Raw genomic sequence first — 24628 nt, forward strand, 5'->3', positions numbered from 1 at the left:
GGGAGCGATGATGATCATGAGGGATTTTCGTATCGGCTGGCGCACCTTGCTGCAGGACCCGGCGTATTCGCTGGTCGTCATCGCCGGGCTGGGAGTGGGCTTTGCGGCCGCCCTCCTGCTGCTCGGCTTCGTGCGCTATTCGTGGCAGTACAACGCCGACGTGCCGGACGCCGACCACGTCTACATCGTCAAGCAGCGCTTCAACGTCGACCCCAAGGCGCCGTGGTTCGACCAGGCGCCGATGCTGCTGCGCCTGGCGGCGGCCAGGGCGCCCGGCGTGGTGGCGTCGACCGCGTACATTCCGACCCGGCCGCGCGTGATGGGGCTCACCGCAAGCATCAACGGCCAGTTGCACGGGATGGACGGATTGACGGTGATGCCGGGCTTCGCCGATATCCTGGGCCTGCGCGCGTTGCGCGGGAACCTCAAGATGGCGCTGGAGCAGCCGGAAGGCTTTGTCATCACCGAAGAAGCGGCGCTGCGCCACTTCGGCAGCGGCGACATCGTCGGGCGCACCATGCTGGTCGAGGGCAAGCTGCTGCGCGCCGGCGCGGTGCTGCGCACGCCTGGCGCGAACACCACCATCCCGTTCGAGGTGCTGGTGGGCGTGCAGTCGGTGCTGGCCGAGGCGCCGGTGAAAGAGGAGATGATGACCGGTAAGGCCGGCTGGTGGGGCAAGGTGCTGGTGCGGGTCGATCCCGGCGCATCGGTGCCGGCGTTGACCGCCTCGCTGCAGCAGGCCGTCGACCGCTCGCCGGCGGTGCAGGACGTGCCGCCCGAAACCAAACAGCGGCTGGGCACGAGAAGGGTGATGGATGTGGCGCTGCTGTCGCTGCGCGACGCCTATTTTGACCGCGACGTGGGCCAGAACGAGATCAGCGCGGTCGGCAACCGCGGCAGCCGCGTGGTGATCGCCGCGCTGGGCGCGATGGCAGCGCTGATCCTGGCCATGGCCGCCATGAATTACGTCAACCTGGCGGCGGTGCGCGTGCTGCGCCGCCAGCGCGAGGTGGCGATCCGCAAGGTGCTGGGCGCGGGCATGCGCCAGCTCGTGCTGCAACTGCTGGCCGAGTCGATGCTGGTGGCGCTGCTGGCGACCGGGCTCGGACTGCTGCTGGCGTGGCTGGCGCTGCCGCTGTTCGCGCAGCTGGTCGACCGCAAGCTCGATGGCATGCTCTCCATCGCCAATATCGGCGCGGCGCTGGCGCTGGGCCTGGCGCTGGGCGCGCTGACGGCGGCGTATCCGGCGTGGATCGCGCTGCGCGTTCGCCCGGGCGCGGTGCTGGCCGGGCGCGGCGACAGCGAGTCGGTGCGCGGCATGCAAGTGCGGCGCGTGCTGACGGTGGTGCAGGTGGCCGCGGCGATGGGCCTGGCCGGCGTCACCCTGGCCATTGCATGGCAAACCGCATTCGCCATGCGCGTCTCGCCGGGCTTCGATCCGGCGCCGCTGATGATTGTCGACCTGCCCGAGACGGTGCGCGACAGCGCGCGGGCGCGCAGCTTCATCGCGGCCCTGTCGGCCCAGCCGGGCGTGGCCGGCACTGCGGTGTCGGAAGACGCTGTCGGGCGCCACCAGGTGTCGTGGCTGCGCGACCTCAAGCGCCCGGGCGGGATCAGCGCATCGATGGAAATGAAGTCGGTCAGCGCCGCGTTTTTCGAGCAGTACCGGATTGCGCCGCGCGCGGGACGGCTGTTTTCGGCGCGCACCGACAAGGAAGACGATCCGGTGCCGCTGGTGCTCAACGCCATCGCCGCGCGCGAACTGGGATTCGCCACGCCCGAAGCGGCGCTGGGACAGACGCTGTTGTTTACCGGCTTCGATAACAAGACCCTCGAGAAGCGCGTGGTGGGCATTGCGCCGGAGCTGCGCTTCCAGTCGCTGCGCGAAACACCGCATGCGATGGCCTACGAATTATGGACCGCCGGGATGACGCTCTCCGTGCGCGCCACGGGCGATCTGGCGCCGGTCGAGGCGGCGGTGCGGACCTTGTGGCCGAAGTATTTTCCGGACGCGATGATCAAGACGCACCGGGCCGACGCGATCCTGGCGCTCAATTACGCGGAAGATGCGCGGGTGGCCAGGGTACTGGCGATTGCCACCGCCATCGCGCTGGCGATTGCGGCCTTCGGCACCTATGTGCTGTCGGCGCACACGGTGCAGCGGCGCTCGAAAGAGATCGTGCTGCGCAAACTGCACGGGGCGCGCCGGACCGCCATCGGCCTGCTGGTGGTGCGCGAGATCGGCGCCTTGACGCTGGTGGCGGCGGCGATCGGCTTGCCGCTGGCGGGGCTGGCGATCAACAGCTACCTGGCGACCTATGTGGAACACGCCCCGGTCGGCTACTGGACCTTGCTGTTCGCACTGGCGTCGACCGTGGCGGTGGCCTTGGCGGCGGTGGCGCGCCATGCGTGGCTGGCGATGCGCATGCTGCCGTCGGACGCGCTGCGCTTGTAGCGGCGAGCTTGACTCAGTAATAGAAAAACAGGTATCTGAACCCGGTAAACAGCGCCATGCCGACGCAAATGCCGAGCACCAGGAGCACGGTCGGATGCACGTTCGGCACCAGCACCGCTTCCTCGGGCCGCTCGGGGCAGTAGTGCGCCAGGATGCCCAGGCCGGGTGGGTAGGTCGCCAACATCGACTCCGGGGTTGGCTGCCATCGGTCATCGAACGGGCCACTGAAGCCGATCCGGGTGCTGACGTACTTGCTGCCGTCGACGGTGTACTCGTAGGAGACGACGAAATCGTAGCCCGGGCCGTTTTGCCGCCGTTGCGCCGTCGAGGTGAGGATCACGGCGTCGGCGGTGGGCCAGGCACGGGCGCGCCGGCTTTCGCGCAGGCGCACGATGAACAGGCCGGTGGCGCCGGCGGCGAACAGCAGTGAGACGATGGCGGCGCTCTGTGGATTGAACATCGTGTTTCTTTCGTGAGTGGGGAGGGTTGCCGCCATCTTACCGCGTGGCGGGATGCCGTTTTCGGAAACCGAGGCCGTACGCTAGAATTGATCCACACCGTCATTCATCATGGGCCGCGCGTGCAGACACTGATCCAGGTCATCGAAACATCATGGAGCGCCGCCTCGCGCGGCGCGCCGGGAGCGCTCGCGCGCAACGCCGTACCGGAGCGCGTGCCGGTGCCCGATTGCGCGCTGGACGATGCACTGCTGCTGCACCTGGTGGCGTTCCACGAGTGCCAGCAATTCGCCCTTGCGCGCGCGGTACCGGTGCTGCGTTTCGCCCAGCAGCACCAGGAGCGCTTTCCACTGGCGGTGGCGGTCGATGGCGCGGGCGCGCACATCGATTTCTTTGGGTATCCGGCGCAGCGCAGGCCGAGGAAGGCCATCTCCAGCGTGCTGCTGGAACCGCACAACTGGGTGCGCATCGTCGGCAATTTTCGCGTATCGCAAGAGACGGCCTGGGTCTATCACAAGTTCGTTTTCAACATTTTTCACGGGCCGGCATACCGTGCCAATGAACTCATGGCCAGCAAGGCGCCGGTGGCGCGCATCGATCATCAGCGTCACCTGTGGTGAAACGGCGTGGCGGTCAGGGCGCGTCGACCTCGCGCAGCATGTAGATGGTGTCGTAGAACACGCCGTCCACGCACAGCGCGCGCGGCTCCTGGCCGAACACCCGAAATCCCATGGAGGCATACAGCGCCAGGGCGGCGCCGTTGCCGGCGGTGATGGTCAAGGTCACCTGGCGCAGGCCGGGCATGGCGTCGGCGAAGGCCAGCGCGTGCGCCAGCAACTGGCGGCCGACGCCCTTGTTGCGCCAGGCCGGGGCCACCACCATGCCGCCCACGAAACCCTTGTGACGCAGCTTGGCCGCACCCTCGCGCCCCACGCCGACGACGCCGACCAGCGCATCGCCATCGAAGGCGCCGAAGCGGTTGCGCCCGGAGTCCGGCGCCATGTGCGCCTCGATGGTCGACAGCGGCGTGTCGCACTCGTCCTCGTAACTGGAACTGAAGGCGCTCGGGCATTCGCGCAGGGCGGCCAGGCGCAGCGACTGGTACGCGGGTGCATCGGCGGGAGTGAGGCGGCGCAGGAGCATGGGCAGGTCGGTCAGTGGAATGGAATGACAATCATAACCCGACGGCCGTGGCGTGGCCGCTGGCATCCTGATGTGATCAAGAAAATATTCTTGATGGACAATAACGCGGCATCGCATACCATAGCGGCCGTAGCGAACCGCCGGCCAGGGGTGGTTCTTGTTCAACTCTTTCTCATGTTTATGATCCCGTCCAAACGCATCACCACCGTCATCATGCTGCTCATCTTCGCCGCCACCTGGATCAATCCGCCGTGGCCGATGGAACAGGCGCTGCACAGCTCGCTCACGGTGATCGGCTTCGCACTGCTGTGGAGGTTTTCCGCGCGCTGGGGCATCAGCGCGCGCGACTTCCTGCTCATTGCCGTGTTCCTGTCGGTGCATTCGATCGCGGCGCGCTGGCTGTATTCGAACGTGCCCTACGATGCGTGGGGACAAGCGCTGTTTCACTTTTCCATCGACCAGCGCTTGGGATGGACCCGCAATCACGCCGACCGGGTGGTGCATTTCCTGTACGGCCTGTGCCTGACGCCGGCCGCCGTCAATTACCTGGCAACGCGGCGCGGGCTGTCGCGGCGGCTGGGATTCTATATCGCCATCTCGGCCGTGATGGTGACCAGCCTGTGGTACGAATGGTTCGAGTTCGCCATCGCGATGACCTTGTCCGATAACGACGCCGAGGCCTACAACGGCCAGCAGGGCGATATATGGGACGCGCACAAGGACATGTTGCTGGCCACCGTGGGCAGCCTGCTGTGGGCCTGGCCGACCCTGCGCACGGCGGCGGCGCGGCCGGATGGTTCCTCACCGAACCATTAGTCGTCGTCGCGCAAACGCGCGCGGGCGGCGTCAAGCGCCTCCTGGTAGCTGCCCTGGAAGGCGCCGACGCTCGATTTTTCGAAGACGCAGCAAAGATTCCAGAGTGCGCGCTGTTCCGCCTGGTCTTCGATGGTCAGCCGATCGGTGTCGCTGAAGCGTTGCAGGAACGCGAACAGCACCAGCGATTCATCGCTCGTCAGGGTCAGCGTGACGTGGCTCGGGTCGGATTCGTTCATGTTTTTCTCACAGCGGGTTCATGACAGGCGCAGCGCCAGCGCGGCCAGGCTGAGCAGCAATACCGGCAAGGTCAGCACGATGCCAACGCGGAAATAGTATACCCACGATATCCGGATTTCCTTGCTTGCCAGGACATGCAGCCACAGCAGGGTGGCCAGGCTGCCGATCGGGGTGATCTTTGGACCCAGGTCGCTGCCGATGATGTTAGCGTAGATCATCGCTTCGCGCACGGCGCCGCTGGCGTGGCCGGCATCGATGGCGAGCGCGCCGACCAGCACGGTCGGCATATTGTTCATGAGCGAGGACAGCAGCGCGCTGGCGAGACCGGCGCCGAACGCCGCGCCCCACACGCCGTGGCTGGCACACTGATCCAGGAACGCGGTCAGGTAGCTGGTCAGGCCCGCATTGCGCAGGCCGTACACCACCAGGTACATTCCGAGCGAAAACACAACCACCTGCCACGGCGCGCCGCGCAACACCGCGCGCGTGGCGATGCGCTGTCCGCGCGCGGCCACCAGCAGCAGCAGCAGCGCGCCGGCGCCGGCCACCGCGCTGACCGGCACGCCGAGGCGCTCGAGCCAGAAGAAGCCGGCCAGCAGCAGGCCCAGCACCCACCAGCCGGCGACAAAGGTGGCGCGGTCGACGATGGCGTCGCTCGGATGCTTCAATTGCGCCAGGTCGTAATCGGCCGGAATATCCTTGCGGAAGAACCAGCACAGCACGCCCAGGGTCGCGCCCACCGACACCAGGTTGACCGGGACCATGACGGCGGCGTAGCGCGCGAAGCCGATGCCGAAGTAGTCGGCCGAGACAATATTGACCAGGTTCGAAACCACCAGCGGCAGGCTGGCCGTGTCGGCCACGAAGCCGGCCGCCATGACATACGCCAGCATGGAGCGCGCCGAAAAGCGCAGTGCGCGCAGCATGGCGATGACGATCGGCGTGAGGATCAGCGCGGCGCCATCGTTGGCGAACAGGGCGGCCACGGCCGCGCCGAGCAGCACCAGCAGGATGAACAGGCGCCGGCCATGGCCTTTGCCCCAGCGCGCCACGTGCAGGGCGGCCCATTCGAAGAAGCCGGCTTTGTCCAGCAGCAGGCTGATGAGGATGACGGCGACGAAGGTGGCGGTGGCGTTCCAGACCATGTGCCAGACCACCGCGATATCGGCGACCTGGACCACGCCGGCCAGCAGGGCGGCGAGCGCACCGGCGGCGGCGCTCCAGCCGATGCCGAGGCCGCGCGGCTGCCAGATGACGAGGACCAGGGTGGCGAGGAAGATCAGGGAAGCGGCAAGCACGGCAATATCCTTGGCGGTGGTGCGGACAACAGGAAACCTGCCATCCTCAAGGGACGGAAAGTCAGGTCAGGTTCGGTTCAACGTGCGGCGCGGGCCGCACGCGGCGTTCAGGCGTTCAAGGCGCCGATGCTGTCGAGCTCGGCCTTGAAACGGACCGGGTCGTGTCGCAGCTGCTCCAGCGGCAAGCGCAAAAAGGCCTCGATGCGGGCCCGGATGATGGCGTAGGCCGCTTCGAAGGCGGCCTCGATCTGTTGGTCGGCGCCGCTGAGGTGGCTGGGGTCGTCCACGCCCCAGTGGGTGCGCAGGACCGGGCCGAGGTAGGCCGGGCAGGCCTCGCCGGCGGCGCTGCCGCACACGGTGACGACGATGTCTGGCGTGAGCGGCAAGTCATCCCACGATTTGCTGCTATAGCCTTCGGTGGAGATGCCCTTGCGCGCAAGCAGGGCGAGCGCGCGCGGATGCAGCTGCCCGGCCGGCTGGCTGCCGGCGCTGATGGCGCGCAGGCCCTCGGGCGCGAGGTGATTGAAGGTCGCTTCGCTCAGGATGGAGCGGCAGGAGTTGCCGGTGCAGAGAAACAGGATGTGCATGCCAGTTCCGATGTGGTTTGCTTGGGGACGAATGCGCAGGGCGCCGCTTCATTTCGATTTTACTGGAAACATCAAAACAATGGAAGCACTGGCGTGAACGTGGGTAATGCGCTACAAACAGAAGGGTGCGCGGCGGATGAGACGGGCAGCGTATGATGTTAGCTATCGACAACGAGATCTTTACCGGAGACGCTATGGCACGTCAGGAAGTTACCTACGAGGAGGTTGCTGCGGCAGCCATCAGCTTGCAGGAAGACGGCACGCGGGCCAGCATCGACGCGGTGCGCGCGGCGCTCGGCGCCGGATCGCCCAACGTCATCCACCAGCATCTGCTCGAATGGCGCGCCAGCGAGGCTACGCCGCCGGCGCCGCCCTCGGCGGAGATTCCGCCATCGGTCGCCAGCGCGCTCGGCAACTGGGCGCAGCAGTTCGCGCACGAAGCCGGCGCCGGCGTGCGCGAGGCGCTGGCGCAGTCCGAGAGCGACATGGCGGACTTGCTGGCGTCGAGCCAGCAGCTCGAAGCCGAACGCGACGAATTGCGCGCGCAGCTGACCGGCATGACGATCGCGCGCGACCAGGCGCTGGCCACGGTGACCGAGCGCGACGAAGATATCCAGCGCCTGACGATGGAGTTGCGCAACGCGCGCCTGGTGGCCACCGAGGCCCTGGTGGGCAAGGCGAAGGATCAGCTGGCCATCGAAGGCAAGAACGAGCAGCTGGTGGACTTGCGCGCGCAGATCGAGCGCAACGTGGCGTCGCAGGCGACGGTGTCGGATGCGCGCCTGACTGCCGAGATGGAACTGATCGGCGCGGTGACCGCGCGCGACAATTTCGAGGCCGACATCAAGGAATTGCGGGCCCGCTTCGACGCCTCGAACGCCGAACGCAGTGCCTTGCGGGCCGAGCTGGAAGTGCTGCGCTCCCGGCAGTAAGCGGCTAGTGGCCGTGCCTCATGAGGGTGAGTATCTCGGCCAGGCGCGCGCGGCTGATGCCGTCGCGCTGCTCGATGGCGAGCGGGTGGCCGTTCTGTTCGAGTTCGATGGAAGGACGCGCAAATCCATCGCGCAGGCGTACCCTGGCTTTGAGATTGACGGTGGTCGGATACAGCGTCAGCTCGGTATCGAGCCAGCCGAAGAACGGGCCGATATGCGATCGCTTCTCCAGGTCGAAGGAGTGTCCCCACTCCATGAAACTGACCTCGCTCAGCGACACCCACACGCCCCATATAAACGGTTCGGCATCCCCGTCGACCGGAATGTCGATGCAGCCCCGGACAAAATACCTCGTGTCGTCGATCACGCAATCGTCGCTACCCAATACGGCCCGCGCCGCGCGCTCGCTTTCGGGAATCTGCTCGTAGCTGAGCGGGGCGAGGGCGGCATAGCTGGGAATGCCTTCGTGAATCCCGCCACATGCGGTGCATTTATAGGAAAACATGGCGGAACGCGCCTTTCGATCGATGAAGTAGGCATTCATCTTGTCACGGCGCGCCCGCGTTGGCAATCCTGCAACAGCTTATGTCCGGTTAATCGACACCCCGCCATCGACGATCAGGCTCGATCCGGTCGTGAAACTGGACGCGTCGGACGCCAGATACAGCGCCGAACGCGCGATTTCCTGCGGCTGCGCCAGGCGCTTGAGCACATACAGGCCTTCGACGAAAGCGCGCGCTTCGGGGGTGTTGACGACGGCGCGACCCATCGGCGTGTCAGTGCCGCCGGGCAGCAGCGCATTGGCGCGGATGCCCCGCGCGCCATATTCGACGGCGATCACTTGCATCAGGCCGATCAGGCCGGCCTTGCTCGCCGCATACGCCCCCATGCCCGGAAAGCCGACCGTGTGGCCGACAAAGGTCGAAGTAAAAATGAGGGAGCCGCCCCCGCGCTTGAGCATGGCCGGAATCTGGTATTTGGCGTTCAGGAAGGCGCTGCTCAGGTTGGTGGCCAGGATGGTGTTCCAGGCGCCGACGGACAGCTCGGCCAGCGGCGTGCTCTCGCCCGTCATACCGGCGTTGTTGAAGGCGATATCGAGTCCGCCGAAGCGGCCGACGGCGACCTCGACCAGGGCGCGCGCGGTGTCTTCGGCGCAGATGTCGCCGGCAACCGCGATTGCCTGGCCGCCGCCGACTTCGATCTCGGCGACCAGCGCGTCCAGTTCGGCCTGGCGGCGCGCGCTCACGACCACCTTGGCCCCCTCGCGCGCGAACAATTTGGCCGTTTCATAACCGATGCCGGAGCTGGCGCCGGTCACAATTGCCACTTTTCCTGATAATGCGTTCATTTGCCGATCCCTTTGCTGGTTGTCGTTCGGAGTTCCAGCTTAGGGAAGGCGGTGGCGGCGATCTATCCGTTTCTTGCTGTTGTATGCGCGCCATGGTGCGTCATGGGGCAACCAGGCGGAACCAACCGCAAACCGAGGTGTTTCAAATTTACCGGCACGGATGATTAGGTTTGCGATTGAAGGCGCGCAGCGGGAGCGCTGCGCTATTCAAGGCCAGCTCAGCGAAAACACCCCTTCCCTGGCCGAACCGATGAGCACCTCGCGCGAGCCGGGCACGTAGAGCAGCCGCCGGCTCGACGGCGCGATGCCGGCGCGCTCGTCGAGCGTGGCCACATGGCGCAGCTGCGCGTCGAGCAGGATCACCTGTCCCCCTGAAAACAGAATCACCCAGCGGCCCGCGTCGTCGATGACCAGGTCGACCGGATGCCCCAACGCGCGGGCCGGCTTGGGCTCGATCGCAAACAGCACCGGCGCCATGCGTTCGCCATCCCAGCGCTGCACGCTGGCGCCGACCGCGCCGATGATATTGCGCGTGCTGTTGCGAAACAGCGCTTCAACCCGGTCCGCCGAGATGCGTCGCGCAGCGCCCTTGGCATCGGCTTCGATGATGCCCATGCGCGTGCCGGCCCAGATGCGCCCGTCGGGCCAGGCCAGTAGGCGCCCGCTCGGCTGCGCCTGGCGGTCGGGCAGCGCCACGAAGCGGGCGAGTCCATCGTTGCCCAGGTAGTGCAAGCCGGCCGCGCCGCCGAACGGCGTGCTGCCGGCCGCGATCCAGATGCCGCCGGGGGTGACCGCCACATCGAGCGGCAACGCGCCTGCGTCGAGCGGCACCGCTTGCGCTTGCCCTTGCCGCAAACGCAGCAGGCCCTGCGACAGCTGCACGGCCAGCACCTGGTCCGGGCCGGCGTAGGCGGCCGGCCCGTACACGGCCGACGGCAGGTCGACGCCGGCGCGCCACTGGCGCACCACGCGCCAGCCGCTGGGGGTGCGCGCCAACTCCAGCGGGCCGGTGCCCGGCGAACTGAGAAGCACCAGATCGCCGCTCGCTTTCGCTTCCATCGGCAGGGCGTCGATGGGAATTTCACGCCCTGGCGCGGGCGTCATGGCCAACGGCGCGCCGTCCGCACCGAGTTGCCAGACGGCGGCATCGGTCGCCACCAACAGGCCCAGGCGGGCGTCGCGGATGAGGGCGGTGGCGTTGCTCACGCGGGCGTCGTCGGACAGCGGCCTGGGCTCGCCGCAGCCCAGCGCATGCACGCCGGCGCCGGCACGCGCGACGATCAGTTCAGGACCCGAATGCAGCAGTCCGGTCACCGGCTCCCTGAAGCTGGCCTGCGAGCAATGGGGATGAAGGCGGCCGTCTTCGTCCAGGGTCATCAGTACATGCCGGCGCGAGGCCGGGTCGGCCGACGGCTGGGTGACCATCACCAGCGCGGTGGAGCGGCCATCCGGCGCGCGGGCGAGGGCGGCAATGCCGACCGTGGCGGCGGGCGCCCCCTCGGCCAGGCGCCAGCTACGCAGCTGGGCGCCGCACTGGCGCGCGTACCAGGGCTGCTGCGCCGCGCCATCGACCCGCATGCCGGCCACGTGGAAACAGCCGTCGCCACGGTCCACCGTGCCGGCCGTGGCCACCAGCGCCCCGCCCAGGCCCGGGTCCCATGCTTGCACGCGCTCGCCGTCCCAGTGCCACAGCGAGGCGCCGGCCTGGCCTTCGGCGCCGTCGGGCTCGCGGGCGGTGAGCTGGAACAGTACCGAGCTGCCCCGGCTGGACGCCAGCACCAGGTCGGCCGTCATGTCGTGCCCATCCATGCCCGGCGGCGCGATCGCCTTGCTGGCGCCATTGCGCGGGTCGAGCAAGACCAGCCCGGCCTGGGTGCCGGCGGCCAGGCGGCCATCGGGCAGGCTGGCCAGTTCCTGCACCACGGCCGACGGCAAGCCCTGCCCGAGATCGAAGCGCATGCTGCGCGCCCCGCGTTCGAATCCGATCAGGCCGCCGCCACGGCTGGCCACCCACAGGCGGCCGTCAACCACGGTCATGGCGGCGCCCGCCAGGGGCGGATCGAGTACGCGCCGCGCCGCCGGCGCAGGAGCGGCGGCGGCGGCCTGGCCACAGGCAAGGGTGGCGAGCAGGGCGGCGAGCAGGCGCCCGTTCAGCTTGGAAGGTGTGCGCATCAGTAGTCGGACCCTCCGGTGGTGGTGATGACGGCGTACGGCGGCGGCACGGTCCACAGGCCGGCGCCGGGCGAGGTGGACAGGCGTTCGTTGGCGTCCAGGGCGTCGCGCGTGCGGGTGCGGTAGTACACGCGCGTCAGATGCCCGCCGGCCTGCAAGGTGGTCCACTGGGCCGCGTTCGGGGTCCAGGTGCCGGAGCACTCGGGCGAGGCCGGGGTGGCGGTGTTCAGGTCCACATTGATCCAGCCGCTGTTGACGGTCGAGGCGGGCGAGAAGGCCTGGTCGGTGGACGCTTCGACGATGTATTTGGCGTTGCAGATCGCGGTGCCGCTGACCGGGCGCGCGCCGGTGCCGGTAAAGCGAAAGCGCGGACCGGTCCAGACCTGGAAGGTCGGCGCCGGGCCGCCCAGCTTGAGGAAGTCGGTTTCGCGGTGGGTAATGCCGTCCACCGTCAGGTCGTCGCCGAGATCGTTGTCGTTCATGTCGATCACGGCGTCGCCGCCGTTCTCGCCAGTCGGGCAGATGGCCGCGTCCGAGGTGCCGGGGTCGTTGTCGATGCAGGCCGAGGGCATGGCGAACACGCCGCCCTTGGCGAAGCCGGCCAGCACCTTGTTGGTGGTGTGGTTGCCGTTGTGGGCAAACGCCGGCGGTCCGCCGGGCAGGCCGGAGGTGGCCCATTGCTCGACCATTTCGAGTTCGAGGTCGCGCAGCAGGTTATAGATGCCACGGTCGCCGCCGCCCACCGCCCCGGACAGGCCGGCGTTCTTGAGCGCGCGCGTAAAGCGCACGAAATACTGCGGATGCCCGGACGGCCGGCACTTGCTGCGCATGCCCTCGCGCACTTGCCACAGGATCGCCGAACCGATCTGCATGTCGGCGTAGGGGCCGCTGGCGAGGTCGCGGTGTTCCGGGAAATGGTCGCCCGGCGTGGCGGGATTGAACGGCGTGCTCACTTCGTGCAGGCGCGGCAAGCCGCCGCCCTCGTGATGGCCACGGCTGCCCTGGCAGTTATTGCTGGCGTTGACGCCGCCCAGGTTCTTGGCGGTCCAGCCGGCGGTGCAGTTGGTGTTGTCGAAGTGGTCGGCCCAGGCGTCGGCCAGGTCGTGCATCAAGCCCATGCCGACGGGAATCGGGCACGGTCCGACGCCGCACCAGTTGGCCGGGCGACCGTCGGTGAAGCGCTGCACGGCGTTGTGCGCCAGTTCGTGGCCGACGATGGTGTTGTCGTGGGCGAAGTTCATGTAGTTGGGGGCGTTCGCGGTGCCATCCGAAAAGTTCGGGCAGGCGGCGTCGAAGTAGCCCTGGCAGGCGCCGAAGTCCATGCTGGACCAGGCGTTGCAGCCGGCCGAGACCGATTCGAGGCGCGGATTCCAGGGGTTGGTCGGGAAGGGCGTGAAGATGCCGTGCGAGATCGATTGCTTCCAGTTCAGGTGGAACACACCGAAATAGTTCACTTGCTGGAAGGTCGGGTTGCCGCCGCTGGCGCAGATCCCGGTGGCGCCGTTGTTGATCGGGGCCTGGTTGAAGTTGGCCAGGGTGGCGCTGCTGCCGCCCAGGGTGCTCGAGACCGACACGTCCTGGGCGTCGAAGCCGTCGGCCTGGTGGTCCACGCGCGAGACCACGCCGGCCAGCTTGAGCGTGTACTGGCCGCCGACCGCCGGGTCGACCGCGAAGCTGCGCACCTGGGACGCGCCGGTGCCGGGATCGCGCCGCCACACCGTGCCGGTGGCGGTGACGTCCGAGACCAGCGGGCGCATTTTGAGGATGGCGCCGGTGGCGGCGTCGGACCAGACCCGGAACGGGACCGGCCGGCCGAAGCTGACGCCCTCGACCACCATGCGCCAGGCGTAGCGCAGCGAGACGCCGCCGGCGGCGTCGTTACCATACGGCAGCAGCACCAGCGAGGGACCATCGCTCACGCGACGCCCGTCCACGCTGTCGATGCCGCGCACGGTTTTCAGGGCGGCGTAGGCGCGCAGTTCGGCCCCTTCGGCGCTTTGCGGGCGCACGTTGGCGAGGGTGTAGCGGTTGATGAGCGAACCGCGCACGCTGGTGACGCCCTGGCCTTCCCAGCGCGAGGCCAGCAGCAGGGTGTGTTCGATCGGCACGCCGCCTTCGACCTGGGTGAAGGGATACGTGATTTCCTGGCGCTCGATGTCGGCCTTGAACTGGGCGTAGGTCAGGCCGCGCGCGATCAACAGGTTGCGCTCGACATCGTCGGTGGGGGCGCGCTTGCCGAGGAAGGCGTCGACCATGTCGAGGGTGCGCGGGCGGGTGGCTTTTTCGTTGCCCTGGTATTCGGTGGCAAGCAGCTCGGCCACGCCGGCCAGTTGCGGGCGCACCTGCGGCAGGCCGGTTTCGGGGACCCGGCCGAAGCGGCGCAGGCCGCCTTCGAACTTGAGCGCGGCCAGCAGCGGCGCGATCACTTTATCGGCCACCTCGGTGGAGGACAAGGTGTCGGCCAGGGTGGGCGGCACGCGCATGAAGATGTGGCCCATGTCCTGGCTGGGCAGGGACACTTGCGCTCCCTTGGGCAAGGCGCGCAGATCGACCGCCGGGGCGCGGGCCGGCTTGATGTCGGGCGGGTCGATCGAGGGGAACACGATGTCCGCCGGGCCGGAGCCGTTGGCGGCGCGGCGCGGGTCGGTGGGAGCGGCGGCCAGGGCGGCGCAGCTGAACGCCAGCAGGGAGATGGCACCGAACAAGGGGCGCAGCTGAAAGCGGGGCGGGAGCGGGCGTAGAGAGTCCATGTTGCATCCTTCCAGGGAACATCGAACAAGTGACTCACTGAGTATAGGTGGCGTATTTACATGCAATCTCACACATTGTCACTGTGGTGAAAATGGTAAAAAAATGCTAACGCCGCTGGCGTCGGGTCCGGCCGGCGAACGCAGGATATGATGAAAGTTATCTATTGTTTGGAGTCAACATGGCAGCATCCCTGGCAACCGCCGCACTTTACTTTCGCGTGGGCCTGGAAAGCGGCGTCCTGCAAGCCGACCAGGCCAGGGCGTGGGCGATCGCGGTAATCGACCGGATGGACGAACCACCCGGCGAGATGATCGAACTATCCTGGCAACAGCCGCTGGCGCAGCTGATTGCGAATCTGAAAGCGGTGCAAGGCGAAGCGGATCGGGACCTGGCCTGCCGGGCCTTGCTCGGCGTGCTTAGGGAGCACATGCAATCGGCCGACGCCGACCTCGACAGCACGCTTCTCAAGGCGATGATGGTCACGAGCATGTTCGCATTCACCGATCGTTTCGATACCTTCAACGGTATTGATGATCAATTGCAGCTTGCGCAGTGCGGTACGTTCGGGACAGTGCAAGAGTGCCGGGAAGACTTCGACAACGCGATGAAGGAATATGCTTCTGCCGCGCAGGCGTGGTAAGCAGCGCCGATAGCGTATCGCCCGCTTATACGGAACCGGTCGCCAGGCCTGGGGACGCAGCCGGCGGAGGCGACTGCACGAAGTCAATGAAAGCGCGCAAGGGCGCGGGCAGGTGGCGCCGGCCGGCATAGTACAAAAACGGGCCGGGAAAGCGCAGCCACCATTCCGGCAGCACCGGCTGCAGCTGGCCCGACGCCAGGTAGGGCGCCAGCCAGTCTTCGAACAGGTAGATCAATCCGTGCCCCGCCACGGCGGCATGCACCGCCAGGTCGGCCACGGTGGGCGTGACGATCAGCGGCCCGCCCGGGTCGACCGTGAGGGTCTGGCCGTCGCGCCCGAACTCCCATGGATACACCAGGCCACTGAGGAACTTGCCGCGCAGGCAGGCGTGCTGCAACAGCTCGCGCGGGTGTTGCGGCACGCCGCGCCGCGCCAGGTAGGCGGGCGCGGCGGCCAGGGCGAAGCGTTCGGTGCGCGGGCCGATCGGCAAGGCGATCATGTCCTGCTCCAGGCGCTCGCCGTAGCGGATGCCGGCGTCGCAACCGCTGGCGACCAGGTCGACAAAATTATTGTCGACCACGATGTCGAGCGTGATGTCCGGATACAGTTCCATGAAGCGGCTCAGCATCGGCTGCAGGAAATGGCGCGCCGCGCTGACCGGCACGTTCAGGCGCAAGGTGCCGCGCGGACTGTCGCGCAGCTCGTTGAGTACATCGAGCGCGCTGGCGACCTGCATCAAGGCCGGTTGCAAACGGCCCAGCAGCAGTGCGCCGGCTGCGGTCGGCGCCACGCTGCGGGTGGTGCGCTCCAGCAAGCGGATGCCGAGTTGCGTTTCCAGCCGCCGTAGCGCCTGGCTCAAGGCCGAGGCCGACTGTCCGCTGGCGCGCGCGGCCTGGCGAAAGCCGCGGTGCTGCGCAACCAGCGCAAAGGTCGATAAATCGGCCATGGAAGGGAGTTCTGTACTCATCGGTGCCATCCTCATTGTGCGCAATTGTGTACAGCTCGTGCGCGATTACCCCGATTATCACATGCAATGATCCCCGCTAGACTGTGTGCATGTGACGACCTGCAGGCGACGCGCAGGTCGCACCTTCATCCATCCCACCCCAGCCAAGGATTTCCGTGAACACCTATTCGCCTTCCCAACACCCATTCACGCCGGCCCATTGCGAGCGTCATTTCAACCGCATCGGTTACGGCGCCATGCAACTGGCCGGCCCGCATGTGTGGGGTCCGCCGGCAGACCGCGCCGCCGCCGTGGCCGTGCTGCGCGAGGCGATTGAACTGGGGATCAACCATATCGACACGGCGGATTTTTACGGCCCGCATGTGACCAACCAACTCATCCGCGAAGCGCTGCATCCGTACCGCGACGATCTGACCATTGTGACCAAGATCGGCTTTCTGCGCGGGGCGGACCAGTCGTGGCTTCCGGCGGCGGCGCCGGCGCAACTGCGCGACGCCGTGCACAGCAATCTGAAGAACCTGGGCCTGGACGCGCTCGACGTGGTGAACTTTCGCGCGCCGGGTCTGGAAGGCGCCGATGGGTCGTCGATCGGCGAAGCGCTGGCGGTGCTGGCCGCCTTGAAGAAAGATGGGTTGATCCGCCATATCGGACTGAGTAACGTCAATGCGCGCCAGGTGGCCGAAGCGCAGCAAGTAACCGAGATCGTCTGCGTGCAGAACCACTACAACCTGGTCCATCGGGGCGACGATGCGCTGATCGACACGCTGGCGGCGCAGGGCATCGCCTACGTGCCGTTTTTCCCGCTGGGCGGATTCTCGCCGCTGCAATCGGGCGCCCTGAGCGAGGTGGCGGCGGCGATGGACGCCAATCCGATGCAGGTGGCGCTGGCGTGGCTGCTGCAGCGCGCGCCGAATATCCTGGTGATACCGGGCACCTCGTCGGTGGCGCACCTGCGCGAGAACGTGGCGGCGGGCGGCCTGCGCCTCGATGCGTCGGCCTTGCAGGCGCTCAACGCCCTGTAAGCACCTGCGTCAAGCGCTCCGCCAGCATCCGGCGCCGTGCCGGCACGCCAGGCCGCGATCGACCCTGCCTGGCGCTAACGGCGTTTTTACGCAAGCGCCGGCTGGGGATAGATGAAATTCGGGCAGACGTCGCCATCATCCCGGCAATACCGCATGAGCAGCCGGAGCGCCTGTTCCACCTCGCCGTAGCTGGCGAGATGGTCGATCCCTGCCTGGTCGGTATCGCGCTCGCACGACAGCATGGCCGTGGGAACCTGCCGCAGGATGCGCAACAAGGCGTGAAGGAAGTCATCGGCGCCCGGCCAGTCGTAGGGACGCATGCGGTCCAGGTGGGGAAGCAAAGCGATGGTCAGCACATCGGCCGGGTCGTCGTGACGTGACAGGAGCCTGCCCATCAGCACACCGCCGGCATGGCACAGCAGTTCCCCGGTTTCTCCCCATTGCGACACATAGGGCCGGACCGTCATGCCAGCCTCGCCCGCCGGGCAAATGAGCCAGAAGGAATCGGGGGACCGGGTGAATGGGACTGTCGCGGTACGGTTCATCGGCAAGCGCTCCTACTGTTTTTCCATCATGAACTTTTCGACGCCGGCGCCCAATGACCGAGCGCCCCACGCGTGGGGGCGGATGTCCAAAACCCCGGCGGTGGCCTCATCTGCCGCCGGCAATATCGAGAAACGAGCCGGTGACATACGATGCTTCGTCGGAGAGCAGCCACAAGATGGCGTAGGCCACTTCGTCGGCCTGCCCGCCGCGTTGCATGGGAATCAGGGAGCGCAAGCGGTCCACCCGGCCGGGCTCGCCGCCGCTGGCATGAATGTCGGTATAGATGAATCCCGGCCGCACGCAGTTGACCCGGATCCCCTCGCTGGCGACCTCCAGCGACAGCCCGGTCGTGAAGGTGTCGATCGCGCCCTTGGAAGCGGCATAGTCGACATATTCCCCGGCCGCCCCCAGGCGCGAGGCGGCCGACGACACATTCACAATGGCCCCGCCCACGCCGCCATTGTTGCGCGACATGCGCCGCACAGCCTCGCGCGCGCACAGGAACTGGCTGGTGATGTTGCTCGAAAAGATGCGGTTCAGGCGCGCCATGTCCATCTCCACGATGCGCATCTTGTTTTCAAGCACGCCCACGTTATTGACCAGCGCGCTGACCGTGCCGAGCTGCTCGTCGACGCTGCGAAACAGTCGCACGACCTCGTCTTCGTCGCTGACATCGGCCCCCACCGCGATGGCCGTGCCGCCAGCGGCGTGAATCTGCCCGACGATTGCTTGCGCGGCCGCCGCATCCTTCAAATAATTGACGCAGACGGCATAGCCGCGCGCTGCCGCCTTCAAGGCAGTTGCCGCGCCAATTCCGCGCCCGCCGCCGGTGATGATCATGACTTTGCTGTTCATGGAACCTTCTAATCAGGACTTGAAAAAAGTCTCGAACCTGGCATGCTGGAATGCCGGAACCAACAGCGGCACGAATTCCGGATCGCGCAGGGCGATCCACCAAGCTCGATGTCGCCCGTCCTGAAATTCAAATGAATTGTCGCCGAGCATCTTGACCCAGCTGACCTCGATGCCAGAGTCTTCTGCTTGCCCCTGAAAAATCCGGGAAAGCCGGTCAAGACGTGGCTGCCCAGGTGTGAAATCGTACTGGCAATTAATCAGGCTGTTCCGCATCCATCGCTTGAACTGCTCCGAAGTAACACAAATAAGTTTCCAACCATTAATTTTTTTAAGCTCCGGTTCAATCGCGCCAGAATACGGCTTGATGGTCAAAACGATTGCCGCAGGATCCATTGGGTCTGAACTGTTGAGTACGACGCGCATGCGATATCGACGAGAACCATGGAAATTCCCTGGCAGCTAAGCCCGGCGATCGTCAAGCCATGCTATCACGGCATCTTCTTCCTTCAAGACACAGGGAATACGCATGCCGTACCGCTTTTTTCCGCGAACGAATACGACCAGGCATGGGTCACCATTGGGGATGCGCACCTTCCTGTAAAAGCCGATATCGAACAGCGGCAATTGCAAGGAGTTCATCAAGCCGCAGCGGACGTTTCGCGAGCGTTTCAAGAATCGAAAAGTCAAGAGGAGAGAAATTAGTCTTCATCGTGCATCACCAGCCACATCTGAGCAGCACAATCACAATGAAACACATACTGAACCCTGATGGGTTGTAAGGTTAGCACCAATGACCGCTCCTGGCCGACAACTGCCGATTGTACTCGACGGCTGCGGTACGGTCCGATCTCGGCAGCTGCCGCCCCAAACCGGACATTCTAAAACGGGCTCGTAACGCACATCTCAAGCTACTCTTTCCATTCACCTGGCGCGGCTAGGATAGTCAATCTCGATAGCGTCGTTGAAGACCAACGCGAAGGCAGTCGTTACCAACACGCCGAATCGGCCTTGGCTGGATCGAATGAATCCTCCCGCACTTCCATCACGAGTTCGTATGGTGAAAGCGGCGAGAACGCGCGGCGAAGATAAATGCAGTCCCCTGATGATGCAGTATCAAGACGAGAAATAATGGTTAGCGCGAGCCCTTGAATTTCGCCCAGCGGACCAGCGATCCAATGGTCCGTTATTTCCGATGTTGTCCAGGTGCCGATCGCAAGGTAACCGTAGGGACCAAAGTGTTGATGCTCAGATACTAGCTCGTTGCCAGGGTGCGATGCATATTTTTTCATTGCGTGAGCGAAGTGCCGGAGTCCTGCCTTCGACCCTATCAGTCTCCACTCTTTCGACTCGTCGTGGCGGTCATAGAAAAAGCCAAGTTCTCGCCACTCACGCTGAGTCATTTCGTTGATTTCGGTACTGGGCATGTCTTTTCTAATCGTCCCTTCAACGGCCGCTCCTGGCCGACAACTGCCGATTGCACTAGACGGCAGCGGTGCCGTCCGATCTCGGCCGCTGCCGCCCCAAAGCGGACCTGCACGACAACGCTAGCAATTCAGTGGCATCACACTAATTCGTCTACCCCTAGCCGAGACCGCGCAAACGCGTAACAGCAGCATTAATGCGGGACGCCTCAGCGTGGGCATCGGGCACACCAATAACCAACCGAGTCCATTCCTTGTGTGCTACCTCTATCACGACCGTTTGTAGCTTGCGCCGCATGAAAACAAATTGTCTTTCGCCACTACGAACGAACGTACCAGCTGCAACAACGAAAGGAATATGAGTTCCGGGAATGCGCCAGCCGAGCTTCATGCCCCCAGGACCACCGAAGCGGGAATCTTCCCTGGCGCTCTTAATTTGTGCAATTTGAACGCGGATATTATCCGTAAAGGCCAACATCTTATCCCATTTTCCGAGATGAACGATGAGTTCGCGATCGGTCAATTCTAGTCGAGGCATTCTTACTCCTGAGCGTAAAAGTCTTAATCCAAATGCAGGAACTTCATACGTCTGCTTCTGGCCGATAGCGGCCGTTCGAAAGCGCAGGTCCGGTTCACCGCCGTGCCTCGATGAGGTGACGTGTCGAGTAGCTCACGAAGGGCTCGCCCTGGCGCATCTGACGGTCCAGGGCCAGCAGCTCATCGTGGTACTTGGCCACCGAGAAATCCGGTACCCACCAGACGCACTTGCGAAGGATCCAGACCACCGCGCCGACATCATGGAAGAGCATACGGCAGCGCGCCGTGCGCAACTGCGTTACAGTCAGCCCTGCGACCATTGCCGCGGCCGCTTCATCCTGCGGATCACGACGCTGCCGTTCGACCGGCAGCGGTCCCAGGAAATGCTCGATCAACTCAAAGGACGAAGCAGGGCCCACATGTTGCCCAAAGTAGTGTCCGGCGGGCTGAAGAACGCGATGGATTTCCGCCCAATCCGGGCACACCGGGTGGCGCGACGTGACAAGCGCGAACGACCCATCGGCAAAGGGCAGCGCAGCGCCCGCCACTGTTTCCACCACCTGCACGCCGCGCGCGCCCAGGCGCGCTTGCGCCTTGCGCGCGTTGGGCGACCAGGCTTCAGTCGCATACATGCGGGGAGGAAAACACGGTGCCTCATCCACGACTTCGCCGCCACCCGTATCCAGATCGAGCGCCGATTCGACGCTCGCCAGCTGCTGCGCGAGCAAGCGGGCATAGCCCCAGGGCGGGCGTTCTTCGCTGGCGCGCCCATCGAGCCAGTCGAAGCCCCAACCGCTCACGTCCGCCGCTTCGGCTTCGGCCACCAAGGCCTCAAAAGGTTTCATGCATTTTTCCTCGATCTGTCCTTGAACCTCACGTATCGCTGTCGCCGCACTGCGCAGTAACAGGGATAGGGAGTCATTGTTTTACTTCACATTCATGTTTGCTTCTCGCTCAGCACGCGCCGGTAATGCACGGCGAGCGCGCCGCTGCGCAGCGCCCTCGCCGAAATCAATTCAAGCCGTCGCGTGCCGGGCAGCCCGCTCTCGTACAGGGTCGGGCCGTGGCCGGCGATCCTGGGGTGGACCAGCAATTTGTATTCATCGATCAGATCCAGGCGATCGAGTTCGGTCGCAAGCTTGCCGCTACCGAGGAGTACGCCGTCCGGGGTTGCGTCCTTGAGCTTCTGTACGCCTGTGCGCAGATCGCCGGCGATGTGGTGGCTATTGGTCCACGGAAAATCCTTTCGCGTCGACGACACCACGTACTTCGGCTTGGCCTCCAGCTTGACCGCCCACTCGCGCATCGCCGGTGGCGCCTCCGCGTCGCCGCAGGCGACCGCTGGCCAGTAACTTTCCATCATCTCGTAGGTGACGCGGCCCCAGAGCATCGCCCCGCTCTCATCCATGAGGCGGGTGAAGTAAGCGTGTGTCTCGTCGTCGGCGATGCCTTCCTGATGGTCCACGCATCCATCCAGAGTCACATTGATGCTGAAGGTCAAGAGTCCCATGCTGTCCTCCATTCAAGAGACGCGATGAGCCGCCCGCCCGATGATCCCAAGGGCTCGAGCAGAGGGTCCATGCAGACAAACGAACAGGTGCTGGACATGAGATCGCGACTAGTCATGTATTTGTCCGAGAACGGCGCAAGGATTTCACAACACGGACATCCAATCGCCTCTCTCGAGCAGGTCAAAGAAGTCGTTCAAGGACTCTTCAGCGACATTCAACGTCACCCGATACCCGCCTTTGGGATGCAGTCCCTGGAAATCAATGTCAGACACGCCGCGCGCGTCCTTCAGCAGCGTTAACAATGCATCGAGTTCGTCCTGGGATTGAGCAGTCACACTGTGCCGACGCATCAGCCTTAAATATTGTCTCACCTGTACACTCCAAACACATCAAGGTCCGCTTCTGACCGTAAGCGGAAGTTCCCATGCGCATGTCCACCTCGGCGCCTTGGGTCTCACCTTATTGTTGTGTGTCCGACTTTATTGTTTTTCCACAACAGATTATCGGCGAATAAAGAGTTTGACACTATCACTTCTATAGAATCAAGGATTTAAGATCAACGGCCACCCTGGCATCGAAGAATAGCGTTTGACGCATCATCGCCTCCCATGTGAATTTTGCATAAGCATTGTCGTTGCCACCTGTTCATGGGAATATTGTGTCATGCGACGGCTGGAATTCCCGGGCCGTAAGGAAAAAACGACGTGAACACCAGACACCTGCTCTTCGCATTTGCCGCACTGCTCCCGCTCGCCCCCCATGGCGCGGCGCAGGAGTCGCCGACTTTGCGAAAAATCGCGGAAACGGGCGTCATCAGCATTGGCTTTCGCGACAAATCGATCCCGTTTTCCTATCTCGACAAGCAGCAGCGGCCGACCGGCTATTCGATCGAACTGTGCTATCGCATCGTCGACGCCATCCGCACCCGGCTCAAGGCGCCCGGCCTGGAAGTGATGCTGCGCCCGGTCACCTCCGCCAACCGCAGCGCGTTCATGCTCAACGGCATCGTCGACCTCGAATGCGGCTCGACCACCAACACGCTCGAGCGGCAAAAGGAGGTGGCGTTTTCGGTGACGACCTTCGTCGCGGCCACCAGCCTGGTGGCGAAAAAGGCAGCCCGCATCGATTCGCTGCAAGCGCTCAAGGGCTCGACCGTCGTCTCGACAGCCGGCACCACGGCCATCAACGCACTGGGGGACACCGCCCAGGCACAGGGGCTCGACCTGCACATCATTCCGGGCAGGGATCACGCCGAAGCGTTTTCGATGGTCGAGGCCGACCGCGCGCTCGCGTTCGTGATGGACGATGTGCTTCTGCACGGGCTGGTCGCCGCCGCCAAGGACCCGGGCATGTATGCCATCGTCGCCACCGATTTGCCGGTGCAGCCGTACGGGATCGTGGTGCGCAAGAACGACCCCGAATTCAAGAAACTGGTGGACGAAGCCATCGTCGCGCTGTTCAAGTCCGGCGAAGTGCAGCAGATCTACCGCAAGTGGTTCGCGCCACTCCAGTTGCCGATGAGCCCTGCGCTGAAAAAGGCGATTGCCGCCCCCACCGATTCGGGCGACCCGGCCGCCTACCGCTAAGTAAGTGTGCAGAAATTATTGTCATTTATAGCGAACAGAAGCGGATGCCTGGCAAGGCGCACGCCGCGACGCAGTGCGAGCACTGCTAGCGGTGGGCAACGCAGCAAGGCGCCGCTTATGGAAGCTGGAAATGACAAGAATTTATGCGCACGTACGTAATCCTCGAACAGATTTTTCGCCGTCCCGCAGCAGTAAAACGCGTCATGAACAATGGCGTCGCCTGCAAAAAACCCTCGTCCCTTTAGGAGATCGCATGCTTCACAAAAATCCCGCGCAATCGATGATCGCGCTGTTTGCCCTCTTGTTCTGCATGGCCTCGGCCACGCAGGCGCAACATGCCGCGCCCAAGCTGGCCAACGTGACCATCCTGGCCACCGGCGGCACCATCGCCGGCTCCGGCGCCAGCAGCACCACCACGGTCGGCTACACCGCCGCCACGGTGGGCGTGCAAAACCTGATCAAGGCGGTACCGGAGCTGTCGAAGGTGGCCAACGTCACCGGCGAACAGGTGTTCCAGATCGCCAGCGAGAACATGAGCAACGAGCACTGGCTCACCTTGGCCAAGCGCGTCAACGTCCTGCTGGCCCAATCGAACGTGGACGGCATCGTCATCACCCACGGCACCGACACGCTGGAAGAAACGGCTTACTTCCTGAACCTGGTGGTCAAGAGCCGCAAGCCGGTGGTGCTGGTGGGCGCGATGCGGCCATCGACCGCGATCTCGGCCGACGGCCCGATCAATTTGTACAATTCGGTGATGCTGGCGGCCAGCCCCGAGGCGGTCGGCAAGGGCGTACTGGTGGCGATGAACGACCAGATCCAGTCGGCGCGCGATGTGACCAAGGTCAATACCTCGACGCTGGACTCTTTCCGCACGCCGGAACTGGGCCTGCTTGGTTATATCCAGGGCAGCAAGCCATTCTTCTATCGCCAGCCAATGCGCAAGCACACCAGCGAGACCGAATTCGACATCGGCGCGCTGCAATCGCTGCCGCAGGTCGACATTGTGTACGGCTACGCGAACATGAATCCGGTGGCGCTCGACGCCTTCATGGCGGCCGGCGCGAAGGGCATCATCCACGCCGGCGTGGGCGATGGCAGCCTGGCTGGCAAAGTGGTGCCATCGTTGAAGGCGGCGCGCGCCAAGGGTGCGGTCATCGTGCGCGCCAGCCGCGTGGGCCAGGGCATTTTGGCACGCAACGGCGAAGCCAATGACGACGAGCTGGACTTCGTGGTGGCCGACACCCTGAATGCGCAGAAGGCGCGCATCCTGCTGATGCTGGCGCTGACCAAGACCACCAGCACCAAGGAGATCCAGCGGATGTTTTATACCTACTAAGTTCTGC

27 protein-coding genes are annotated in these 24628 nt (G+C 64.9%); 9 read left to right on the forward strand and 18 right to left on the reverse strand.

What is annotated here, in order from left to right:
• Positions 1-16: 16 nt before the first annotated feature.
• Entirely contained in the window at positions 17-2455 is a 2439-nt protein-coding gene (locus F0185_RS06770) for an FtsX-like permease family protein (protein WP_229476786.1), read from the forward strand.
• A gap of 13 nt (positions 2456-2468) precedes the next feature.
• Here the strand turns inward: F0185_RS06770 and F0185_RS06775 are convergent, their stop codons facing one another.
• Entirely contained in the window at positions 2469-2915 is a 447-nt protein-coding gene (locus F0185_RS06775; RefSeq protein ID WP_167222764.1) for a DUF3592 domain-containing protein, read from the reverse strand.
• A 120-nt stretch (positions 2916-3035) separates the two neighbouring features.
• Between F0185_RS06775 and F0185_RS06780 the strand changes: the two genes are divergently transcribed.
• Entirely contained in the window at positions 3036-3533 is a 498-nt protein-coding gene (locus F0185_RS06780; protein WP_167222766.1) for a hypothetical protein, read from the forward strand.
• A gap of 13 nt (positions 3534-3546) precedes the next feature.
• Here F0185_RS06780 and F0185_RS06785 read toward each other — a convergent pair whose 3' ends face one another.
• Positions 3547-4056, reverse strand: a complete 510-nt coding sequence (locus tag F0185_RS06785; protein WP_167222767.1) for a GNAT family N-acetyltransferase — start codon at positions 4054-4056, stop codon at positions 3547-3549.
• Positions 4057-4230: 174 nt separating this feature from the next.
• Here F0185_RS06785 and F0185_RS06790 point away from each other — a divergent pair, with 174 nt between their 5' ends.
• A complete protein-coding gene (locus tag F0185_RS06790; RefSeq protein ID WP_223164457.1) occupies positions 4231-4872 on the forward strand; it encodes a DUF2238 domain-containing protein in 642 nt (213 codons plus the stop codon).
• On the opposite strand, the gene F0185_RS06795 is transcribed toward F0185_RS06790, so the two are convergent.
• The 3 genes from F0185_RS06795 to F0185_RS06805 form a co-directional block, all read right to left on the reverse strand.
• Positions 4869-5108: a hypothetical protein gene (locus tag F0185_RS06795; RefSeq protein ID WP_167222771.1), complete on the reverse strand. Its 240-nt coding sequence runs from the start codon at positions 5106-5108 to the stop codon at positions 4869-4871. The two genes, F0185_RS06790 and F0185_RS06795, sit on opposite strands and share 4 nt — an antisense overlap.
• An 18-nt stretch (positions 5109-5126) precedes the next feature.
• On the reverse strand, positions 5127-6407 hold the full coding sequence (locus F0185_RS06800) for an arsenic transporter (RefSeq protein ID WP_167222773.1): 1281 nt from the start codon (positions 6405-6407) through the stop codon (positions 5127-5129).
• Positions 6408-6514: 107 nt separating this feature from the next.
• A complete protein-coding gene (locus F0185_RS06805; protein WP_167222776.1) occupies positions 6515-6994 on the reverse strand; it encodes an arsenate reductase ArsC in 480 nt (159 codons plus the stop codon).
• 194 nt (positions 6995-7188) lie between these two features.
• Between F0185_RS06805 and F0185_RS06810 the strand changes: the two genes are divergently transcribed.
• Positions 7189-7926 (forward strand): DNA-binding protein, encoded by a 738-nt coding sequence (locus F0185_RS06810; protein ID WP_167222778.1) that lies wholly within the window; start codon positions 7189-7191, stop codon positions 7924-7926.
• A 4-nt stretch (positions 7927-7930) separates the two neighbouring features.
• On the opposite strand, the gene F0185_RS06815 is transcribed toward F0185_RS06810, so the two are convergent.
• The 4 genes from F0185_RS06815 to F0185_RS06830 form a co-directional block, all read right to left on the reverse strand.
• Positions 7931-8470 carry a DUF2199 domain-containing protein gene (locus F0185_RS06815; RefSeq protein ID WP_229476787.1) on the reverse strand — a complete coding sequence of 180 codons (540 nt, stop codon included), beginning with the start codon at positions 8468-8470 and terminating at the stop codon, positions 7931-7933.
• A gap of 39 nt (positions 8471-8509) precedes the next feature.
• Positions 8510-9274 (reverse strand): SDR family oxidoreductase, encoded by a 765-nt coding sequence (locus F0185_RS06820; protein ID WP_167222782.1) that lies wholly within the window; start codon positions 9272-9274, stop codon positions 8510-8512.
• A 207-nt stretch (positions 9275-9481) separates the two neighbouring features.
• Entirely contained in the window at positions 9482-11446 is a 1965-nt protein-coding gene (locus F0185_RS06825) for a hypothetical protein (RefSeq protein WP_167222784.1), read from the reverse strand.
• On the reverse strand, positions 11446-14196 hold the full coding sequence (locus F0185_RS06830) for a hypothetical protein (RefSeq protein WP_167222786.1): 2751 nt from the start codon (positions 14194-14196) through the stop codon (positions 11446-11448). The genes F0185_RS06825 and F0185_RS06830 overlap by 1 nt, the downstream gene beginning before the upstream one ends.
• A gap of 179 nt (positions 14197-14375) precedes the next feature.
• Here F0185_RS06830 and F0185_RS06835 point away from each other — a divergent pair, with 179 nt between their 5' ends.
• Positions 14376-14837 (forward strand): hypothetical protein, encoded by a 462-nt coding sequence (locus F0185_RS06835; RefSeq protein ID WP_167222788.1) that lies wholly within the window; start codon positions 14376-14378, stop codon positions 14835-14837.
• 25 nt (positions 14838-14862) lie between these two features.
• Here F0185_RS06835 and F0185_RS06840 read toward each other — a convergent pair whose 3' ends face one another.
• Entirely contained in the window at positions 14863-15804 is a 942-nt protein-coding gene (locus F0185_RS06840) for a LysR family transcriptional regulator (protein WP_167222790.1), read from the reverse strand.
• 155 nt (positions 15805-15959) lie between these two features.
• Between F0185_RS06840 and F0185_RS06845 the strand changes: the two genes are divergently transcribed.
• Positions 15960-16826 carry an oxidoreductase gene (locus F0185_RS06845; protein ID WP_370663985.1) on the forward strand — a complete coding sequence of 289 codons (867 nt, stop codon included), beginning with the start codon at positions 15960-15962 and terminating at the stop codon, positions 16824-16826.
• An 86-nt stretch (positions 16827-16912) separates the two neighbouring features.
• Here the strand turns inward: F0185_RS06845 and F0185_RS06850 are convergent, their stop codons facing one another.
• The 3 genes from F0185_RS06850 to F0185_RS06860 all read right to left on the reverse strand — a co-directional run bounded on the left by F0185_RS06850 (position 16913) and on the right by F0185_RS06860 (position 18650).
• The gene (locus F0185_RS06850; protein WP_167222792.1) at positions 16913-17371 is read right to left on the reverse strand and encodes a hypothetical protein; all 459 of its coding nucleotides are present in this window, start codon (positions 17369-17371) and stop codon (positions 16913-16915) included.
• Between the two features lie 106 nt (positions 17372-17477).
• Positions 17478-18227 carry an SDR family oxidoreductase gene (locus F0185_RS06855; RefSeq protein ID WP_167222794.1) on the reverse strand — a complete coding sequence of 250 codons (750 nt, stop codon included), beginning with the start codon at positions 18225-18227 and terminating at the stop codon, positions 17478-17480.
• Positions 18228-18239: 12 nt separating this feature from the next.
• The gene (locus F0185_RS06860) at positions 18240-18650 is read right to left on the reverse strand and encodes a hypothetical protein (RefSeq protein WP_167222796.1); all 411 of its coding nucleotides are present in this window, start codon (positions 18648-18650) and stop codon (positions 18240-18242) included.
• 18 nt (positions 18651-18668) lie between these two features.
• On the opposite strand from F0185_RS06860, the gene F0185_RS06865 reads away from it, so the two are divergent.
• Entirely contained in the window at positions 18669-18929 is a 261-nt protein-coding gene (locus F0185_RS06865) for a hypothetical protein (RefSeq protein WP_167222798.1), read from the forward strand.
• 284 nt (positions 18930-19213) lie between these two features.
• Here F0185_RS06865 and F0185_RS06870 read toward each other — a convergent pair whose 3' ends face one another.
• The 5 genes from F0185_RS06870 to F0185_RS06890 form a co-directional block, all read right to left on the reverse strand.
• Positions 19214-19651, reverse strand: coding sequence for a hypothetical protein (locus tag F0185_RS06870; RefSeq protein WP_167222800.1), 438 nt, complete (start codon positions 19649-19651; stop codon positions 19214-19216).
• Positions 19652-19808: 157 nt separating this feature from the next.
• Entirely contained in the window at positions 19809-20186 is a 378-nt protein-coding gene (locus F0185_RS06875; protein WP_167222802.1) for a hypothetical protein, read from the reverse strand.
• Between the two features lie 94 nt (positions 20187-20280).
• Positions 20281-21030, reverse strand: a complete 750-nt coding sequence (locus tag F0185_RS06880) for a methyltransferase domain-containing protein (RefSeq protein ID WP_167222804.1) — start codon at positions 21028-21030, stop codon at positions 20281-20283.
• A 92-nt stretch (positions 21031-21122) separates the two neighbouring features.
• Positions 21123-21695 (reverse strand): dihydrofolate reductase family protein, encoded by a 573-nt coding sequence (locus F0185_RS06885; protein ID WP_167222806.1) that lies wholly within the window; start codon positions 21693-21695, stop codon positions 21123-21125.
• Between the two features lie 144 nt (positions 21696-21839).
• Entirely contained in the window at positions 21840-22067 is a 228-nt protein-coding gene (locus tag F0185_RS06890) for a hypothetical protein (RefSeq protein WP_167222808.1), read from the reverse strand.
• Between the two features lie 333 nt (positions 22068-22400).
• Here F0185_RS06890 and F0185_RS06895 point away from each other — a divergent pair, with 333 nt between their 5' ends.
• Both F0185_RS06895 and F0185_RS06900 read left to right on the forward strand, forming a co-directional pair.
• Positions 22401-23282: an amino acid ABC transporter substrate-binding protein gene (locus tag F0185_RS06895; protein ID WP_167222810.1), complete on the forward strand. Its 882-nt coding sequence runs from the start codon at positions 22401-22403 to the stop codon at positions 23280-23282.
• A 253-nt stretch (positions 23283-23535) separates the two neighbouring features.
• Complete coding sequence (locus F0185_RS06900) at positions 23536-24621, forward strand: type II asparaginase (protein ID WP_167222812.1); 1086 nt, start codon at positions 23536-23538, stop codon at positions 24619-24621.
• Positions 24622-24628: the final 7 nt, after the last annotated feature.

It is taken from the genome of Massilia rubra (genome assembly GCF_011682065.1).
Taxonomy (GTDB): domain Bacteria; phylum Pseudomonadota; class Gammaproteobacteria; order Burkholderiales; family Burkholderiaceae_D; genus Telluria_A; species Telluria_A rubra.

What these genes read in the sequence shown, in the direction of transcription:
- F0185_RS06770 (WP_229476786.1), top strand. Translation starts at nt 17, where the DNA reads ATGAGGGATTTTCGTATCGGCTGGCGCACCTTGCTGCAGGACCCGGCG.
- F0185_RS06775 (WP_167222764.1), bottom strand. Translation starts at nt 2,915, where the DNA reads ATGTTCAATCCACAGAGCGCCGCCATCGTCTCACTGCTGTTCGCCGCC.
- F0185_RS06785 (WP_167222767.1), bottom strand. Translation starts at nt 4,056, where the DNA reads ATGCTCCTGCGCCGCCTCACTCCCGCCGATGCACCCGCGTACCAGTCG.
- F0185_RS06790 (WP_223164457.1), top strand. Translation starts at nt 4,231, where the DNA reads ATGTTTATGATCCCGTCCAAACGCATCACCACCGTCATCATGCTGCTC.
- F0185_RS06795 (WP_167222771.1), bottom strand. Translation starts at nt 5,108, where the DNA reads ATGAACGAATCCGACCCGAGCCACGTCACGCTGACCCTGACGAGCGAT.
- F0185_RS06805 (WP_167222776.1), bottom strand. Translation starts at nt 6,994, where the DNA reads ATGCACATCCTGTTTCTCTGCACCGGCAACTCCTGCCGCTCCATCCTG.
- F0185_RS06810 (WP_167222778.1), top strand. Translation starts at nt 7,189, where the DNA reads ATGGCACGTCAGGAAGTTACCTACGAGGAGGTTGCTGCGGCAGCCATC.
- F0185_RS06815 (WP_229476787.1), bottom strand. Translation starts at nt 8,470, where the DNA reads ATGAATGCCTACTTCATCGATCGAAAGGCGCGTTCCGCCATGTTTTCC.
- F0185_RS06820 (WP_167222782.1), bottom strand. Translation starts at nt 9,274, where the DNA reads ATGAACGCATTATCAGGAAAAGTGGCAATTGTGACCGGCGCCAGCTCC.
- F0185_RS06825 (WP_167222784.1), bottom strand. Translation starts at nt 11,446, where the DNA reads ATGCGCACACCTTCCAAGCTGAACGGGCGCCTGCTCGCCGCCCTGCTC.
- F0185_RS06830 (WP_167222786.1), bottom strand. Translation starts at nt 14,196, where the DNA reads ATGGACTCTCTACGCCCGCTCCCGCCCCGCTTTCAGCTGCGCCCCTTG.
- F0185_RS06835 (WP_167222788.1), top strand. Translation starts at nt 14,376, where the DNA reads ATGGCAGCATCCCTGGCAACCGCCGCACTTTACTTTCGCGTGGGCCTG.
- F0185_RS06840 (WP_167222790.1), bottom strand. Translation starts at nt 15,804, where the DNA reads ATGAGTACAGAACTCCCTTCCATGGCCGATTTATCGACCTTTGCGCTG.
- F0185_RS06850 (WP_167222792.1), bottom strand. Translation starts at nt 17,371, where the DNA reads ATGAACCGTACCGCGACAGTCCCATTCACCCGGTCCCCCGATTCCTTC.
- F0185_RS06855 (WP_167222794.1), bottom strand. Translation starts at nt 18,227, where the DNA reads ATGAACAGCAAAGTCATGATCATCACCGGCGGCGGGCGCGGAATTGGC.
- F0185_RS06860 (WP_167222796.1), bottom strand. Translation starts at nt 18,650, where the DNA reads ATGCGCGTCGTACTCAACAGTTCAGACCCAATGGATCCTGCGGCAATC.
- F0185_RS06865 (WP_167222798.1), top strand. Translation starts at nt 18,669, where the DNA reads ATGGAAATTCCCTGGCAGCTAAGCCCGGCGATCGTCAAGCCATGCTAT.
- F0185_RS06870 (WP_167222800.1), bottom strand. Translation starts at nt 19,651, where the DNA reads ATGCCCAGTACCGAAATCAACGAAATGACTCAGCGTGAGTGGCGAGAA.
- F0185_RS06875 (WP_167222802.1), bottom strand. Translation starts at nt 20,186, where the DNA reads ATGCCTCGACTAGAATTGACCGATCGCGAACTCATCGTTCATCTCGGA.
- F0185_RS06880 (WP_167222804.1), bottom strand. Translation starts at nt 21,030, where the DNA reads ATGAAACCTTTTGAGGCCTTGGTGGCCGAAGCCGAAGCGGCGGACGTG.
- F0185_RS06885 (WP_167222806.1), bottom strand. Translation starts at nt 21,695, where the DNA reads ATGGGACTCTTGACCTTCAGCATCAATGTGACTCTGGATGGATGCGTG.
- F0185_RS06900 (WP_167222812.1), top strand. Translation starts at nt 23,536, where the DNA reads ATGCTTCACAAAAATCCCGCGCAATCGATGATCGCGCTGTTTGCCCTC.